This is a genomic window from Candidatus Poriferisodalis multihospitum (genome assembly GCF_028283155.1).
Classification (GTDB): domain Bacteria; phylum Actinomycetota; class Acidimicrobiia; order Acidimicrobiales; family Poriferisodalaceae; genus Poriferisodalis; species Poriferisodalis multihospitum.
In genome coordinates this window covers 18,323-34,076 of sequence record NZ_JAPYOK010000125.1, presented here as the reverse complement: position 1 = coordinate 34,076, position 15,754 = coordinate 18,323, and the positions used below count along the sequence as shown (strand labels likewise).

Sequence of the window (15,754 nt, the reverse complement as noted above, 5' to 3'; positions counted from 1 at the left end):
CATGTCCTTGTGACGGCCGATGAAGACGGCGTGACCGTCGGGGCGCATCCTTGCGATGTCGCCGGTGTCGAGCCAACCGTCATCGCCGAGCACTTCGGCCGTGGCTTCGGGGCGCCGCCAGTACTCCTCCATCACGGTGTAGCCGCGGACGAACAGCGCTCCCGGGGTGTTGGGCGGGCATTCGGCGCCGGTTTCCAGGTCACGAATCTGGTACTCGATGCCGTCCATGGGGTAGCCGGAGGCCTCGGTGCGTTGCTCGACAGAGTGGGTGGGGTGGCTGCAGCTCACGAATGCCCACGATTCGCTCATGCCCCATCCCGAGATGGTCGGGCAGAACACCTCCTGAGCCCGGCGAGCTATGGGGGTGGACGATTCCATGCCGGCCGCCAGCGTTCCCATGCGCAGGCTGGACACGTCACGAGGGTGCTCGTCTTGAGCTCGCAGTAGGTCGCCCCAGTGCGAGGCCTGGATCGAGACCTCGCCGTAGCCGAACAGGTGGAACAGCGGCAAGTAGCTCATGTGGATGTCGTTGGCGGTGTGACCCAGCAGCATCGAGCGCTCACGGCTGTTGCGCAGCGGGCGGTGGGTGTGCACCACACCCTTGGGATGACCGGTGGTGCCCGAGGTGTACGCCAGCATCATGCGGTCGTCGACGGTCACGCTGGCGGCGCGCTCTGCCAGCTCATCGTCGGAGACGCTCTCCCCCGCGGTGAGCAGATCATCCCAGCTCATCGCATCGGCCAAGGCGTCGTCACGATCTGCACCGGTGAATACCAGCCGTTCCAGGTGGCCGGCTGCGGTGATCTCCGGGTAGGCCTCGCAGAGCATCTGGCGATAGTCGATCGGGCCGGATTGGTCGATCGAAATCATGAACCGGCTCTCCGACTGCGCCACCGTGTACGCGACGTCGTCGGTCCGGTACCGAGTGTTGAGCGGCACAATGCAGCCGCCCACCTTCGGGATGGCGTACTGCAGCCACAGCCACTCGGGCAAGTTGGTCATCCACACCGCCACGTGGTCGCCGATCTGGGCGCCGAGCGCCATCAGCCCCTTGGCCACCCTGTCCACTTCGACGGCAAAATCGGCGTACGTCCAATGGCGGTCGCCGAAGATCACCGCGGGGCGGTTCCCCCACTTGCGGGCCGCCCGGTCGACGGCGTCGCCCAGCAGCAGCCAGTCGTAGGTCGCGTTCGCAGCCATCGCCGCAGCGTATGCCAGCGATCCCTCCCTACGCCCAGTCGGCCCGCTACACGCCGAAGCAGCGGGGGCTACGTTGAGCGGGTTCGTGCCCCCGCCTGAAGGAGACCCCGAGGTGGAATTCGATCTCATGACCGGCTCATCCACCTGGAGCGATGCGGCCGACCTAGCCCACAAGGTGGAGGGCGCCGGCTTCTCCGGGATGCTCTACACCGAGACCGGCCAGGTGCCGTGGATGCAGCTCGCTGCGGCCGCCATGGCAGCTCCCAGCCTCACCTTCACCACCGGCATCGCCGTAGCGTTCCCCCGCAGCCCGATGGTGTCGGCCCAGATCGCCTGGGAACTGGCCGGCGAGACCAACGGCCGCTTCCGACTGGGGCTCGGCAGCCAGGTGAAGGGCCACATCGTGCGGCGCTATGCGGCTGAGTTCGACCGGCCAGCGGCACGCATGCGCGACTACGTGGGAGCAGTGCAGGCGTGCCTGCGGGCCTTTCGGCGGGAAGAGAAGCTCAGCTACGAGGGCGAGTTCTTCAACCTGAGCCTGCTGCCGGCCCAGTGGGCGCCTCGCAGCCACGACTACGGCGACGTGAAGGTCGACATCTCCTCGGTTGGGCCGATCATGAACGGCGTGGCCGGCGAGGTTGCCGACGGCGTGCACGTCCATCCGATGCACACCATGCACTACATCCGCGAGCGGCTGCTGCCTGAGGTGGCCCAGGGCGCCGAGCGGGCCAGCCGCGACGTCGACGAGATCGACCTGATCGTGCCGGTGTTCGCCGCGCCAGGCGACTCCCCCGAAGAGCTGGCGCCGCTCGTCCGGCGAGCCAAGACGCAGATCGCCTTCTACGGCACCACCCCGAACTACTCGTTCCAGTTCACCGACCTGGGGTACGAAGGCGTGACCGCCGCGCTGCGCGAGCGCATGGCCGCGGGCGACATCGCAGGCATGGCCGACTGCATCACCGACGACATGCTGGAGCACTTCGCGCTGGTTGCCCCGTGGAACGAGATGGCGGACCGGTTGAAGGACCGATACACGGGCACCGCCAGCCGGGTCGTCATGTACCTGGCGGAGGAGCAGATCCGCAAGGACCCAGACATGGTCCACAAGTGGGGTGACGTGGCGCAGGCCACCCGCTCCTAGAACGCATCCCGGCCCGAGCACTTGACGACAGGAGACAACGTGAGCGACCCAGACAGCACAGCCCGGGTGGCCCTGGTGACGGGCGGCGGCAGAGGCATCGGCCGTGAAATCTGCCTGGGGCTGGCGCGAGCTGGCCAGAAGGTGGCCGTGGCCGACCTGCGGGTCCCCGAAGCAACCGAGACGGCAGCCACGATCAACGCCGAAGGCGGTACGGCGATCGCTGTCGAAATGGATGTGGCCGACGGTGACGCGGTCACGGCAGGCCTGATGTCGGCGACCGACCAACTGGGACCGGTTGAAGTACTGGTCAACTGCGCCGGCTGGGATGTGCTGACACCGTTCGTGGCGACCGACGAGGACTTCTGGGATCGTGTCATCGAGATCAACTACAAGGGTCCGCTGCGCACGACGCATGCGTGCCTGCCCGCCATGATCGAAGCAGGCTTCGGGCGGATCGTGAACATCGGTTCCGATGCCGGCCGTGTCGGTTCGTCGGGCGAGGCTGTATATGCCGGCGCCAAGGGCGGTGTGATCGCTTTCACCAAGACCATCGCCCGCGAGGTAGCGCGCCGTGGCATCACTGCGAATGTGGTGTGCCCCGGCCCGACAGACACGCCACTGCTGGAAGAAATCGCCTCAGCTACCGACACGAGCGACAAGATCATCGGAGCGATGGCTCGGGCCGTGCCCATGAAACGGATCGGGCAGCCGCATGAGGTTGCTGCCGCCGTGGTGTTCCTGTGCAGCGAGGAAGCTGGCTACATCACCGGGCAGACGCTGTCAGTCAGCGGCGGTCTCACCATGGCCTGAACCGTGCGCCCGCTGTGGCGGCGGCAGGCAATTCTGCGACCAGCGATCCGGCAGGTCGCAACGTCGCAGAATTGCCTGCCGCCGCCACAGCTACTGCGTTCGGGTCTATCCGTCCATTCCACTAGTCGGGTGGAGTGTTGGCGATGGTGTTGCGGCTGTAGAGGTCGGTGATCTCGGCGGGGTTGTAGCCGAGTTCGGTGAGGATGTCTTCGTTGTGCTGGCCCAGTCTTGGGGGCGGGCTGAGAGCGGCTGGTGTCGCGTCGAGTCGGAACGGCAGGCCGGGGAAGAGCTGCGGCTGCTCGCCGGGGCGTGCGTGGTCGACCATGAGGCCGCGAGAAGCGCTGTGGTCGTCGTTGACGATGTCGGCGATGGTCATGACTGCTGAGGCTGAGATGCCTACTGCTTGCAGTTCGGCAGCGGCCTCGTGCTTGTCCCGGGTCGCTGTCCAGCGTTCGATCACGGCGTCGATGGCGTCGTGGTCGGCATGGCGTGCCGCTGCGGTCGTCCAACGGGGCTCGCACTCAGCGTCGCCGAGCAACGCGGTCAACGACCTCCACGTCGCGTCGTCATCGACCGTCAGCGTCAGCCACGCGTCGTCGCCGCGGCACCGGTACACACCCGCCGGCGCGGCGTCCGAAGTACGCGCACCCCGGCGAGGCGGGTGAGGCGCGCCGGGTGGGCGCATGGAGGCTTCGGCGAACTGGTCGCCGGCGACATTGATCGCGGTCTCGAGCTGTGACAGGTCAACAGCGACGGGCTCGCCGGTGTGCCAGTGCTGCCACAACGCGGCCAGCGCGATGACCGTGCCGTGCAGGCCGCCGACGACATCGGGGAACGCGATGCCCTGCTTGTACGGGCCCGAGTCGGGATATCCGGTGGTGGATGCAAGGCCCGAGGCGGCGTCGAGCACCGGGCCCCAGCTGATGCGCTCGGCGTCGGGCCCGGTAGCGCCGAAACCGGACATGTCGAGCGTCACGATGGCGGGATTCATCTCGCGCAGCTCGGCTGGTGTGATGCCAGCGGAGCGAACGCCGCGAGGGCTGTAGTTGTTCACCACAATGTCCGCCGTCTCAACAAGCCTGCGCAACACCTGTTGCCCGCCGGGAGCCTTCAGGTCCAGGCACAGGCCGCGCTTCGAGCGGTTCATCTTGTTCCAATGGCCGAGGCGGTTGAACCAGTCGTCGCCGGGGTCGTTGTTCAGGAAGATCCCGTTGCGCGACAGCGGACCGGGGAGCTGTCCCCATTCCCAGCCGCCGCGTTCAGCGAGGATCATGTCGGCAGGCGGCATGGCGAGTCCTCGTGCCGTGGGGTGCTCGATCTTGATGACATCGGCGCCGAGATCGCCGAGCATCCGGCACACCAGCGGACCCGCCCAGGCAATCGTGAACTCCACGACCCGCACGCCCGCGAGCGGCTCGGCGCCGCTCGGCCAGCTTCGTTCACCAAACGCTGTGCCCGCAGGGTCGGCGCCGAGCGCAGGGGCACGACGGAACGGCGGTGTCGCGCCCTCGACCTGGGCAGGCGGACCAGGCAGCCGCAAACCGAACTTCTCGTCGGTGACGTCGACAGCTCCCGCGTTCAGCCAATAATCCCGGCTTGCGAGTTGAGGGCTGGCCAGCATGTCGTCGAGACTGGCCACCGGGCCGGAGGGAACTTGGTTGTCCTGCAGGACGGCGACGGCTTCAGCGACGGTCTTCTTGGCGGCCCAGGCGGAGATGATCTCGTCCAGCTCGTCGGCGTGGTCGAATCGCACGGCGGGGACGTAGAAGTCGTCCCGCGCCAGCAACTCCACCTGATCCATCGCGATGCAGAAGCCTTCCCACTGGTGGATCGACACGGACGCAATGCAGATCCAGCCGTCGATGCACTCATAGAGCGCCAGCGGATGGTGCTGCTCGCCGAAGCGGTTGCCCCACCGTCGCTTGGTGACGCCGTTGTGGGTGTACAGGCTGAAGCTCCACTGGTGGGCATTGGCCAGCGCCTCCAGCGCTGACACCTCCACCAGGTCGCCGCGGCCGGTTGTGGCGGCGTTGACAAGTGCTGCCTGGATGCCGATCGCGGCAGTCGCCCCGACCAAATGCGTCAACCAAGGACCGCCACCCGGCAGCGGGTGTCGATCTGGCTCGCCGTTGAGGCTCATGTGCCCGCCCAGCGCCCAATGCTCAAGCGGACCGGCGCGCCATGCCGACTTCGGCCCAGTGAAGCCGTACGGCGTGATGGCTGCTGCCACCAGCCGGGAGTGTGCCTCTCGGGCCGCTGCGATCTCCGCTTGCGTCGCAGTCAAATCGCCGTCGACATCCAGTACCACGACATCGGTGTCACCGGCCAGCTCGGCCAGCGAGGCGCCGGGATCGATGACGACGCTCGCCGTATTGGCTCGCAAGTACTCCCACGCCGCCGAGATTGGGCCGGCGGCGGTGTCGATTACACGCGATCGCCGCAGGTGCGATCCCTCCGGCGTCTCGCCCACCACCACATCAGCGCCAGCCATTGCCAGCAGCCGAGCGCAGTACGCGCCCGCGCGTCCATCGCTCAGATCCAGTACCCGAACGCCTCGCACATCACCCCTGGATCGCCGTCAACCCCAGCGGGCCCGGATCGTACCGATGCTGCCGTGCGACCGCCGGGGTGATCGTCCGCAACGAGCGCTCAGTTGCGCTGCTGTCGCCCGCTCTTGTTCGCTGGCGCTCACGGGCCGCTCGGGCCCAGGGCTCAGCCGCTAGGCGCCGTAGTCGGGATCGCGACGTTCGGCGAAGGCCCGCAGGCCCTCTTTCGCATCAGGGGAGGCGAAGGCCGCACGGGTGTATTCCTGATAGAGGCGCAGGCCGTCGGCCAGCGACATCTCACGGCCGCGTAGCGCCATCTCCTTGGTCATCCGGATCGCGGCGGGGCCGTTGGCGGCGATCTGGTCGGCGATGCTCCGGGCCGTTGCCTGCAGGTCTTCGGGAGCAGTCATCTCGCTGACCAGCCCGATGCGCAGCGCTTCGGGTGCATCGATGAACGAGCCGGTCAGCAGCAGCCGCATCGCGTCCGACGAGCCAATGAGCCCCGGCAGCCTCAGCGCGCCATAGCCGTGCAAAATCGCCCAGCGCACCTCCGGGCAGCCGAATTGAGCGGTCTCGTCGCAGACCCGGATGTCGCAGAACAGCGCCAGCTCCAGCCCGCCCGCCAGGCAATAACCCTGGATGGCGGCGATCGTGGGCTTGGCGGTTTCCAGCCCGATGTCGAACCGGTCGGGACGCCACGGCATCCATGCGGCTCGATCCGCGAACTCGCCGAGGTCGTGGCCCGACGTGAACGCCCGGCCGGTTCCGGTCACGATGGTGCAGCGCACCGCCGGGTCGGCATCCGACGCCAGCAGCGCCTCGCCGATGCCGTGATACATCTCGTCGGTCATCGCGTTGAGCTTGTCGGGCCGGTTCAACGTGATCGTTGCCACGTGCCCGTCAACCTCGTAGGTCACTTCGTCCATAGCCAACCCCTCTCAGCCTCTGGGCGAGATGCTTGCACGACGAGCGAGCGAGTGACGACGGATACGGGCGCAGGTGCGGGAAAATCATTCGTGTGGCGCATGCAGGCAGCAGTACGTTGCGATGCAAGCCATGACCGCCCAGAGGGCTTCGCAACAGCGAGCCAGCTAACGATCGGCGCCGACCGATGACTGTCACACTGAATGACCTGGTGGAATCCAAGGGTTACGTGGTGGCCGACGGTCCGATGGGCACGCAGCTGTTCGCTGCAGGGCTGTCGGCGGGTTGGTCGCCGGAGGAATGGAACCTCAGCCACTCCGACCAGGTGCGGGCCGTCCACCGGGGATACCTGCGCGCAGGCGCAGACTTGATCGTCACGAACAGCTTCGGCGGCAACCGCTTCCGCCAAGCCCTGCATGGCCTCGAACATTGCGTGCCCGAGCTGAACCGAGCCGCCGCACACATCGGCCGGGTCGAGGCCGACGCTGAGATACAGCGGTCGGATCGGCCAGTGCTGGTGGCCGGCTCGATGGGTCCGACGGGCGAACTGCTGGCGCCGCTCGGCGACATGACCGTCGAAGCGTGCGAAGCCGCATTCGCCGAGCAAGCTGCTGCGCTCGATGCAGCCGGGGTCGATCTGCTGTGGATCGAGACGATGAGCGCGCTTGATGAAGTCGAGGCCACGGTACGCGCAGCTCGCTCAGTGAGCGACCTGCCGGTCGCTGTCACCATGAGCTTCGACACCGCCGGCTGCACGATGATGGGCGTCACCGGCAAGGAGCTGGCGGAACGGCTGGGTCCTCTGGAGCTCGCCGCCATCGGTGCCAATTGCGGCAGCAACGTGCCCGACACCGAGGCGGCAGTTCTCGCCATTGCCAATATCGCGCCGGGCGCCCTGGTCATCTCCAAGCCGAACGCAGGAGTACCGGTATGGCAGGGTCATTCGCTCGTCTACGACGGCACGCCAGAACTGCTGGCCGCTCACGCGTACCGGATACACGCCGCAGGCGTGACGGTGATCGGAACCTGCTGCGGCAGCACCCCCGAACACACCGCCAAGATCGTGGCCGTGCTGGCAGGCGATGAAGCCCCGCCTGCCGTCACCGCAGCACCCAACCCACGCGAGACTCTCGACGAGCGGCTCGTCCGCAGGCGTCCCCGGCGGCGCAGAAGCGGCGGCTGAATCCTGTCGCCGTCATCGGAGCCGCCCGATCACCAAAGTTGACCGCAGGCCATGACATCGAACGGCGATCTCGAATTGACCGACCTGTGGCAGGCCATCGAGGCCTGCTACGAGGCCGGCTGGACCGACGGGCTGCCGGTGGTGCCGCCGACCGAGCCGCTCGTGAACGCCATGGTTGCCGGCGGCATCTGGGACGCAGACGATGTCCTGCTGCGCGAACCCGCACGCGGCCTCGAGGTCAGCGCCCGCAAGGCGGCTGCTAACGCCGTTATGGCTGGATGCCTGCCTGAGTACTTCCCTGTCGTGGGTGCCGCTCTCGCCTCCATCGGCGACCCGGCCTTCGAGCTGCATGCCGTGTCGGCCAGCACCGGCGGCGCAGCCGTCCTGATTGCAGTCAACGGTCCGATCCGTGACGAGATCGGCATCCACTGCAAGGAGAACCTGTTCGGCCCAGGCTTCCGGGCCAACGCCACGATCGGCCGCGCGGTGCGGCTGGTGCTGCGGAACTGCCTCGCTGCCATTCCCGGCAAACTCGACAAGAGCACCCAGGGCTGGGCCGGCAAATACGCGATGTGCTTCGGCGAGGACGAGGCCACCAGCCCGTGGGAGCCGTACCACGTTTCGCTCGGCTACTCGCCCCGCCAGAGCACGGTCACGGTGATGGCAGCCGAGTCGGGCCACAACGTGCTGAACCATGCATCACCCGATCCCGAGGGTTTGCTGGGCACGTTCGCCGACACGATGTCAGCACTCGGCTCACTCAGTTCGGGCCGGTCGCTGGTGGTGTTCGCTCCTGAGCACGCCCGCAAGCTCGGCGCTGCTGACTGGAGCCGGGCGCGGGTGCAGGAGTACCTGTTCACCCACGCCACTCGCACCTATGCGGATGTGAAGCGTGGCGGCAAGGTTGAGGCAGCAGGCAACGTCACGGGTTTCCACCCGACGCAGTGGATGGAAACCGACCCGCAGGTGCAGCCCGGCGACGAGGATGTCTCGGTGCCCCGCGGGACATGTCCCGACGACATCGCGCTCATGGTCGGCGGCGGCGACGCCGGAGGCCACTCCTCGTTCTTTCCCACCTGGAGCCGCGACCGCAGTGTCCCGCTCATCACCCAGGAGATACTCACGCCATGACGGTCACCTTGGTCGATCCGACGCTGCCCATGGCCGGTGGTGGCAATTCGGCTGCACAGCGCCCGGCATCGCTGGACGGCGCCGTGCTGGGACTGGTGAGCAACGGCAAGACCCACGCCAGGCGAATTCTGAATCGGGTCGCCCAGAACCTGATCGACTCCCACGGCGCCCGCGACTCGCTGCTGCTGGTGAAGTCGACGGCGAACCTGCCTGCGACACCCGAAGAAGTGGAGGCACTGGCAGCCGACGTCACGGCGGTCATTGCGGCTATCGGCGATTGAGGCAGCTGCTCGTCGAGCAGTGTGCTCGACGCCGTGCACTGCGAGCAGGCCGGCGTGCCCGCCGCAGCCGTGCTGACCGAGCCATTCGCGACAACCGGCACAGCGATTGCCGAACTCCAAGGCTTCGACGACTACCCGTTCGCCACCGTGCCCCACCCCATCGGCAGCCTCACCGAAGCGCAAGCAGACGCGCTCGCCGATGCCGTCACCGCGGCTGTGCTGGGCCTGCTCACCACCCCTGATGCCAGATCAGCCCTCGGCGACGAATCGTTCGACGCCGATGCCCAGCTGCCACGCGGTGACGGGCTGACCATCACCGACGCAGCGGAATCACCAACGGCCGGATCAGCGCCTGCCGATGTCGTCGAAGAACTGGCCGCTGTCCTGCGCGCCGACCGTGCCGACCTCACGGCGACGGTCGCAGGGCGGCATATCGCGCTCAGCCTCCACATTCCCGACGAAGCCTGCGCCGAGTGCGTGCTGCCCGCCTCGATGCTCGTGCCCATGTTCCAGCACCGCTTCGACACCGAACTCGGACCCGGCTGGACGATCACGCTCGACGACCCTCGAACGACTGAGCACAGCAGTCCGTGAACGGCTGGGGGGCCCGAACCCGCCATTTCCGCGTGCGATCTAGGGTGAACCCATGAATGGTCAGCTGCTTGCGGGAACCACCAAGGGCGTCTTCGTCATCGACGACGTGGGATCCACCCAGACGCTCGAAGCACGCCACGTCCGCGACCTCGTCAACGTCGACGGCCGCCTGTTCGCCGGATCGGCTGGCGGCCTGTTCACCAGCGAGGACGGGGGCCAGACTTGGGCCGGGCCGCAGCTCGCTGGGCGCGAGGTGTGGCAGATCCGAGCTGCCAGCGACGGCCGACTGTACGCCAGCACCGAGCCGGCGGCCCTGTTCCGCAGCGACGACGGCGGCGCGACGTGGGACGAGATCACGACATTCGCCGCTCTCCCTGAAGCGGAGCGCTGGTGCGTGCCGGTCGAGCCTCCCCTGCCGGGGCGGGCACGAGCGCTTGTCATCGACGAGAACGATCCCGACCGCATCTGGGTCGGCGTCGAAGTCGGCGGTGTGGCCCGCAGCACCGACGGCGGCCAGAGCTGGACGGTCGACCTGCCCGGCAACAACCCAGACATCCACATGATGTTCGCCCATCCCGCCGAGCCGGGGGTGCTGTTCATCAGCACCGGCTATGGCCGCTTTGACGGCGTCGCCGAAGAGCTCGAAGGCAATGCCGGCGTGTTCCGCTCCGACGATTACGGCGAGTCATGGCAATACGCCTGGAAGGGCGTCGTGCCGCGCTACTCGCGGCCGCTGTGCATCGACCGCCGCGACCCCTACAGCGTCACGGTCGCCAGTGCCCCCACGGCGTTCTCGCATTACAAGGACGACGGCGGGGCTCATGCGGCCCTCTACCGGTCGGATGACCACGGCCAGTCGTGGCGATCGCTCTGCGACGGCGCCCATTCGCCGTCTCCGGTCAACTTCCATGGCCTCATCGCCGATCCCGACAACGTGGGCGGCGTGCTTGTCGGCACCGACACCGGCGAGGTCTGGCAGGTGTCCGACGATGCCAAGTGGACCGAGCTTGGGTCCGGCCTCCCGCTCGTCTGGTCGCTGGCAGTGGTCTGACACCACGGCTGCTGGTTGCCGGCCAGGTGCCCCGAGCACTCGACCTCATCCGCCAACACGTCATCGACTTTCCCCGCGACGCGTTCGCCCTCGCGCCCGCCTGCGGCGTCTTCGGCGCCATCGGCTTCAGCGGCCGCATCGGCAGGGAAGCCGAACTGCTCGCGTTCCTCGAACCGCTCGTCTCCCACTACGGCGACGACTGGTGGTTCGCCACCGTGCACGCTTTCGCGCTCATCGAGACCGGCCGGTGGGACCGGGGCCGGCAGCTTGCTGAACGTGCGCTCGAACAACGCCCGAGCACTCCACACGGTGCCCACACGCTCGTGCACGCGCTCTTCGAAGCCGGTGCCGATGACGAAGCGGTCGATTTCCTCGACGGATGGCTCGCGGGCTCAGACCGGGCGAGCGTGCTGCACTGCCACATCTGGTGGCACTACGCACTGGTGCTCATGGCAGTCAGCCGCCATGACGATGCCTGGCAGGCGTTCCGCAACAACTGCCTGCCTGGGGCAACCACCAGCCCGCCGATCACCGTGTTCTCCGACTCGACGTCGTTCATGTGGCGATCTGCGCTGGCCGGCCGGCCCCGTGACCTTGACGTCTGGCAACAAGTGCGCGAGTTCTACGAAGCGCGATTCCCGCAGCCCATGGTGTTCGTGGACGCCCACGTCGGGCTGCTGTACGCAGCGCTCGGCGAAACCGAGCAGTTGCAGGCGTGCGTCGCCCAGTTGCAAGAGCTGGGCGACGCTGCACAGCTCCCCGCCGGGACCACTGGGGCCAACCTCACCCGGGCATACGCGGCATTCGAGAACGACGACTGGGCGACGGCCATCGATGTTCTCGAACCGCTGATCCCCCAAGTCGTCCGCATCGGCGGCAGCCGGGCGCAGCGTGATCTGATGACCAACACGCTGCTCGCCGCCTACGTCAAAGCTGACCGTCCCGACGACGCCCGGGCCTTTCTCGAACGTGTCACCGATCGACAGCCGTCACGACCCGTCGCGGGACTCGTCGCTGCCTGAGCCTGGTTCCGACATCTGCCTGAGTCGATGGGAAGCTCCAAACCGCCGGCGTTCAGAATCCGTGCCAGCCGTCGCCCGCCGCCGATTGGCGAATCCACACTTCCATCTGAGTGTCATCGAACTCGTCCTCGCCGATGTCCACCCAGCGCGCATCAGGGTCCTTGCCCGATCCGGGCGGCGGGGGCTGCAGCAACGCCCCGTTCAGGAACGTCACCTTGACGTAGCGCGTGAACGCGTGGCAGCTCGCGAACCACCCGCGCCCCTCGACGCCATAGAAGGGCGAGTTCCACCGCACCGCTTTGCGCACGTCCGGCACGACATGCTCGATCAGGTCATCGAGCTGGCGAGCGATAGTGCCCTTCCATTCCGGCATCGCCTCGATGTAGGCCTGCACCGGGCCGTCGCCGTCGCCCTTGGGGATCTGCGGATTGCCCCCTGCGAGCAGCTTCGGCCCTGGAGCGTCCGGCATGGTGGAGCTGACGGGACTCGAACCCGTGACCCCCTGCTTGCAAAGCAGGTGCTCTTGCCATCTGAGCTACAGCCCCGCAGGTCGGAGGTTGAGGGTATCGGCCGGTCCCGCAAGCGAATCGGGATGAGCCGGGCTGTCCAGAGGGTGGCTCAGCCGGAGGGGTCGTACCCCTCGGCCACGAGCAGCCGGGACTTCAGTGCGCGGCCACGAAGTTCGGCGAGGGCGGCGAACTCGGCCGAGGCAGCGAAGGCGCTGGCTTGCTCGCGGCTGTCGAACTCCATGATGACGAGCCGGTCTGGTGCCCAATCCCCTTCGACCGCCTCCGGGTTGCCGCCACGCACAACGAACCGGCCGCCATAGGCGGCCATTGCGTCGGGAACCTTCGCAGCGAACTCCGAGAAGGCCTCGGGGTCGAGTATTTCGTTGTCGATGACGACGTAGCCCTTCATGCCCGCTGTCCCCTTCCGATGAGCATGCGAATTGCTGCAAGCACGCTATTCCACGCCACACAGTCATCTAGCCAAGCTGATGCGTCAATGTCAGGCCGCCGATCCTTCGACCTCAACGGTCACGACATCGATGCCGTGGTACCTGCGGTGGCGGACAGCTGCGGCGTGCAGCCGCAGCAAGCGGAACGAGAGGTCACCGACATCAGGCGTGGAGGCCTGCTCGTTGAGATACGAGATCCGGTCTTCGATGTTCTCCTCGGAGAACAGCGCCAGAAACTCCAGCTCGACCGCTCCGGAGGCGGGCCGAGCATTGAGCACCACTCGCGGCGGCACATCGCCGGGATTGTCCTCGAGCAGCTGCATCATCGCCGTGAGCGTCTCTTCCCCGGCGGCGCGCAGACGCTCGCCTGACGCACTGTTCCACCCCATGCCGTCGCCCAACGTGCGCAAGAACCCGTCGAGATCGCCGAAGGCTGACCGGTCCAGCACCGTCTCGAACCGCTGACGCCGGCCGCTCGTCATCTCGAACACGCTGGTGAGCAGTACGGCGATGACCACGCCCACGAGCACGCCGTTGCCCAAGAGCGCCGCAACCGGATCGCCGAGCAGTTCCAGGAAGCTCGGCTGGCTCTGCAGGCCGACAGCGACCGAGAGCGACAGGCCCACGATGAAGCCGCGGTGGCGGCTCAGGCCATCGCGCGTCACCGCTCGCACCCCTTCGATGAAGAGCAAGCCCAAGATCGCCATCAGCAGCGCTCCGCTGACAGGCCGCGGAATGGTGATCAGCGCAGCGACCGCCTTGGGCAGCAGCGCCAGGACGATCAGCATCGTTCCCATCACCAGACCGACCCGCCGTGCCGCCACCCGGGTGAAGCTGAGCAGGGAGATCGTGGCCGGTAGGTAGGAGATTGCGGGCAAGGTGCCGGCGATTCCCGACAGAAATACCGCCAGACCGCCCACGCCGACCGTGCGCTGCACGCCGCGGAAGTCGACAGCGCGAGCCGTGCGGCGGGAGATCTCTTGCGCTGACACGCCTTCACTCGTGGCCCGTGCCGCCACCACGGCGCTGATCACCAGGAACACCGGCAGCAGCGACCAGTAGTCGGCATCGAAGATGGAGGCGAAGCCGGGCCAGCTGCCCACATCGGGAAGGTCGAGCCACGGCGCATCGAGTGCCGGCTGGCCGCCGCATGGCGATCGGCATGGCCGACAGCGAAATCATCATGAACGCCACACCGGCCACGACTGGTGTGATCAGCCGCCGCAGCCGTGCCAGCCCCGCAGCCATGGCCAACTGCAGCAATGAGGAAGTCACCGCCAGGCTCGCTGCCAGCGCCGGGCCGCCCTCGTTGACAGCAAGGATGCACGGGACCATGAAGGGGATGCCCGAACCCCACAGCAGGAGGTGCCCCGGACCCAGCCGTGACGCATGCAGCGCAGTGAGGACGCCAGCCACAAGCAACGCGCCGACCACCGCCCATTCGGCGTAGCTGCCGCCAGAGCCAAGAGCGGCAGGATCAACCGCAGCGGAGTAGATGACGATGAACGTGACCACGTTGGTGACGATCAGCACCGCTCCCTGTATCGCCACGTTGAGCGTCAGCAGCGCGGGCGGGCGTTCGTCTGGCTCGAAGCGAATGTCGTCGTTCACGGGCATCCACCGATCTGTGGACCACGGTACCGACAGGGCAAGCTTGGGGACTGGTGGCATCCACATCGGATCTGACGCATTCCGGGGGATCGGCGGACCCTGCGGCCCCGTGGTCAGTTGCGGTTGCCGCGTTTGCGGCCAACTTCGTGACGTTCGGGATTCTCTTCTCGTTCGGGGTGTTCCTGACACCGATCGCACACGACCTCGGCACCACCACCGGCCCTGTGGCCGCCCTGTTCTCCACGGCCGTCTGCACCTATTACGCCGGCGGCGCCATCGGCGGCCGCATCGGGGATCGTTTCGGCGCCCGGCTGCTGATCGCAGCCGCAGCACTCGCCATGTCCGCAGGGCTGGCGCTCACTGCCGCCTCGGATGCGCTGTGGCAGACCTACGCCGCCTTCGGTGTGTTGGTGGGGCTGGCCACCGGCTTCTGCTACCCGTCGATGATCGGCCTCATCGGTCGCAGCTTCAGCGAACGACGGCGTCCCGCGGCGATGGGCTTCCTGCTGGCGGGCGTGGGTGCCGGAACTCTGGTGATGCCGTTGGCGAGCCACGCGTTGATCTCGACGCTGGGCTGGCGCCAGACCTACGCCGTGCTGGCTGCTGTGGCTCTCGTCGCGATCGGCTGGGCAGCCACGCGCGGCGACAGGGTGCGCACGTCGCCCGCTCGTCTTCTGGGTGTCTCCCAACTCGTGCGCTCGCGCCGCTTTCTGCTGTTCTTTGCAGCAGTCGTGGCCATCGGGCCAGGCTTCTACGCGCCGGTCGCGTTCTACAACGACTACGCGGTCGACCGCGGTGTCGCGCCGACATTGGCCGCAGCACTGATCGGCATCTCGGGCGCGACGAGCGTCGTCGCCCGCCTGGCCTGCGGCGCACTAGGCCACCGTGCCGATCCGATGTGGCTGTGCCGGGCGGCGTTTGCAGCCATGACGGCAGCGCTGGTGATCTGGTGGATTTCTGATGGGAACCCCGCAGTGCTGATCGCCAGTGCTGTTGCCCACGGTGTCGGCTGGGCGGTGTGGGTGACCGCAACACCGTCGGTGCTGGCCGGCTGGTACGGAGTGGAGAACCTGGGCGGCGTGATCGGCATTCACTACACGGGTCTCGGTGTCGGCGCGCTGGCCGGTCCGGCGGTGTGCGGCTTCATCATCGACGCCTCCGGCTTCGGACCTGCAATCGTGCTCGTCACCGTCACCAGCCTCATCGCACTCGGCCTGTTGATGCTGCCGATGCGGGAAACGGCCGTCGCAGGATCGCTGTAGAGCGTGCATGGATCGGCCCCGGGGCTCAGCCTCTTAGGCT

Annotated in this window: 16 protein-coding genes and 1 tRNA gene; 9 read left to right on the top strand and 8 right to left on the bottom strand. The window is 67.4% G+C overall.

Going from position 1 to position 15,754, the window contains the following annotated elements; translation table 11 throughout:
- The coding region (locus VI480_RS15430) for an AMP-binding protein (RefSeq protein ID WP_323673749.1) at positions 1 to 1,200 on the bottom strand (1,200 nt) is incomplete at its 3' end.
- Positions 1,201 to 1,312: 112 nt separating this feature from the next.
- Between VI480_RS15430 and VI480_RS15425 the strand changes: the two genes are divergently transcribed.
- Both VI480_RS15425 and VI480_RS15420 read left to right on the top strand, forming a co-directional pair.
- Positions 1,313 to 2,341 carry a TIGR03617 family F420-dependent LLM class oxidoreductase gene (locus VI480_RS15425; protein ID WP_323673748.1) on the top strand — a complete coding sequence of 343 codons (1,029 nt, stop codon included), beginning with the start codon at positions 1,313 to 1,315 and terminating at the stop codon, positions 2,339 to 2,341.
- A 39-nt stretch (positions 2,342 to 2,380) separates the two neighbouring features.
- Positions 2,381 to 3,151, top strand: coding sequence for an SDR family NAD(P)-dependent oxidoreductase (locus tag VI480_RS15420; protein ID WP_323673747.1), 771 nt, complete (start codon positions 2,381 to 2,383; stop codon positions 3,149 to 3,151).
- Positions 3,152 to 3,272: 121 nt separating this feature from the next.
- On the opposite strand, the gene VI480_RS15415 is transcribed toward VI480_RS15420, so the two are convergent.
- Together VI480_RS15415 and VI480_RS15410 are read right to left on the bottom strand one after the other, a co-directional pair.
- Positions 3,273 to 5,711, bottom strand: coding sequence for a CoA transferase (locus VI480_RS15415; protein ID WP_323673746.1), 2,439 nt, complete (start codon positions 5,709 to 5,711; stop codon positions 3,273 to 3,275).
- Positions 5,712 to 5,870: 159 nt separating this feature from the next.
- Complete coding sequence (locus VI480_RS15410; RefSeq protein ID WP_323673745.1) at positions 5,871 to 6,623, bottom strand: enoyl-CoA hydratase/isomerase family protein; 753 nt, start codon at positions 6,621 to 6,623, stop codon at positions 5,871 to 5,873.
- 185 nt (positions 6,624 to 6,808) lie between these two features.
- Here VI480_RS15410 and VI480_RS15405 point away from each other — a divergent pair, with 185 nt between their 5' ends.
- From VI480_RS15405 to VI480_RS15380, 6 genes are read left to right on the top strand one after another with little or no spacing between them, the layout of a single operon-like run.
- On the top strand, positions 6,809 to 7,804 hold the full coding sequence (locus VI480_RS15405) for a homocysteine S-methyltransferase family protein (protein WP_323673744.1): 996 nt from the start codon (positions 6,809 to 6,811) through the stop codon (positions 7,802 to 7,804).
- A gap of 51 nt (positions 7,805 to 7,855) precedes the next feature.
- Positions 7,856 to 8,935, top strand: coding sequence for a hypothetical protein (locus tag VI480_RS15400; RefSeq protein ID WP_323673743.1), 1,080 nt, complete (start codon positions 7,856 to 7,858; stop codon positions 8,933 to 8,935).
- Positions 8,932 to 9,216: a hypothetical protein gene (locus VI480_RS15395; protein WP_323673742.1), complete on the top strand. Its 285-nt coding sequence runs from the start codon at positions 8,932 to 8,934 to the stop codon at positions 9,214 to 9,216. Before VI480_RS15400 ends, VI480_RS15395 begins: the two co-directional genes overlap by 4 nt.
- Before the next feature lie 54 nt (positions 9,217 to 9,270).
- On the top strand, positions 9,271 to 9,810 hold the full coding sequence (locus VI480_RS15390) for a hypothetical protein (protein ID WP_323673741.1): 540 nt from the start codon (positions 9,271 to 9,273) through the stop codon (positions 9,808 to 9,810).
- A gap of 52 nt (positions 9,811 to 9,862) precedes the next feature.
- Positions 9,863 to 10,861 carry a hypothetical protein gene (locus VI480_RS15385; RefSeq protein ID WP_323673740.1) on the top strand — a complete coding sequence of 333 codons (999 nt, stop codon included), beginning with the start codon at positions 9,863 to 9,865 and terminating at the stop codon, positions 10,859 to 10,861.
- Entirely contained in the window at positions 10,807 to 11,883 is a 1,077-nt protein-coding gene (locus VI480_RS15380; protein WP_323673739.1) for a hypothetical protein, read from the top strand. The genes VI480_RS15385 and VI480_RS15380 overlap by 55 nt, the downstream gene beginning before the upstream one ends.
- A 52-nt stretch (positions 11,884 to 11,935) precedes the next feature.
- Here VI480_RS15380 and VI480_RS15375 read toward each other — a convergent pair whose 3' ends face one another.
- The 5 genes from VI480_RS15375 to VI480_RS15355 all read right to left on the bottom strand — a co-directional run bounded on the left by VI480_RS15375 (position 11,936) and on the right by VI480_RS15355 (position 14,452).
- A complete protein-coding gene (locus VI480_RS15375) occupies positions 11,936 to 12,352 on the bottom strand; it encodes a DUF1801 domain-containing protein (RefSeq protein ID WP_323673738.1) in 417 nt (138 codons plus the stop codon).
- Positions 12,352 to 12,428, bottom strand: a tRNA-Ala gene (locus VI480_RS15370). The genes VI480_RS15375 and VI480_RS15370 overlap by 1 nt, the downstream gene beginning before the upstream one ends.
- Before the next feature lie 73 nt (positions 12,429 to 12,501).
- Positions 12,502 to 12,801 (bottom strand): DUF1330 domain-containing protein, encoded by a 300-nt coding sequence (locus tag VI480_RS15365; RefSeq protein ID WP_323673737.1) that lies wholly within the window; start codon positions 12,799 to 12,801, stop codon positions 12,502 to 12,504.
- Between the two features lie 90 nt (positions 12,802 to 12,891).
- Positions 12,892 to 13,944: a solute carrier family 23 protein gene (locus VI480_RS15360; protein ID WP_323673736.1), complete on the bottom strand. Its 1,053-nt coding sequence runs from the start codon at positions 13,942 to 13,944 to the stop codon at positions 12,892 to 12,894.
- Positions 13,838 to 14,452 carry a solute carrier family 23 protein gene (locus VI480_RS15355; protein ID WP_323673735.1) on the bottom strand — a complete coding sequence of 205 codons (615 nt, stop codon included), beginning with the start codon at positions 14,450 to 14,452 and terminating at the stop codon, positions 13,838 to 13,840. Before VI480_RS15355 ends, VI480_RS15360 begins: the two co-directional genes overlap by 107 nt.
- Positions 14,453 to 14,505: 53 nt before the next feature.
- Here VI480_RS15355 and VI480_RS15350 point away from each other — a divergent pair, with 53 nt between their 5' ends.
- Positions 14,506 to 15,714, top strand: a complete 1,209-nt coding sequence (locus VI480_RS15350; protein WP_323673734.1) for an MFS transporter — start codon at positions 14,506 to 14,508, stop codon at positions 15,712 to 15,714.
- Positions 15,715 to 15,754: the final 40 nt, after the last annotated feature.

Bases quoted from the DNA above. Each gene is read 5' to 3' on its own strand.
- VI480_RS15375 (WP_323673738.1), bottom strand. From the start codon at position 12,352: ATGCCGGACGCTCCAGGGCCGAAGCTGCTCGCAGGGGGCAATCCGCAG.
- VI480_RS15405 (WP_323673744.1), top strand. From the start codon at position 6,809: ATGACTGTCACACTGAATGACCTGGTGGAATCCAAGGGTTACGTGGTG.
- VI480_RS15395 (WP_323673742.1), top strand. From the start codon at position 8,932: ATGACGGTCACCTTGGTCGATCCGACGCTGCCCATGGCCGGTGGTGGC.
- VI480_RS15410 (WP_323673745.1), bottom strand. From the start codon at position 6,623: ATGGACGAAGTGACCTACGAGGTTGACGGGCACGTGGCAACGATCACG.
- VI480_RS15365 (WP_323673737.1), bottom strand. From the start codon at position 12,801: ATGAAGGGCTACGTCGTCATCGACAACGAAATACTCGACCCCGAGGCC.
- VI480_RS15400 (WP_323673743.1), top strand. From the start codon at position 7,856: ATGACATCGAACGGCGATCTCGAATTGACCGACCTGTGGCAGGCCATC.
- VI480_RS15385 (WP_323673740.1), top strand. From the start codon at position 9,863: ATGAATGGTCAGCTGCTTGCGGGAACCACCAAGGGCGTCTTCGTCATC.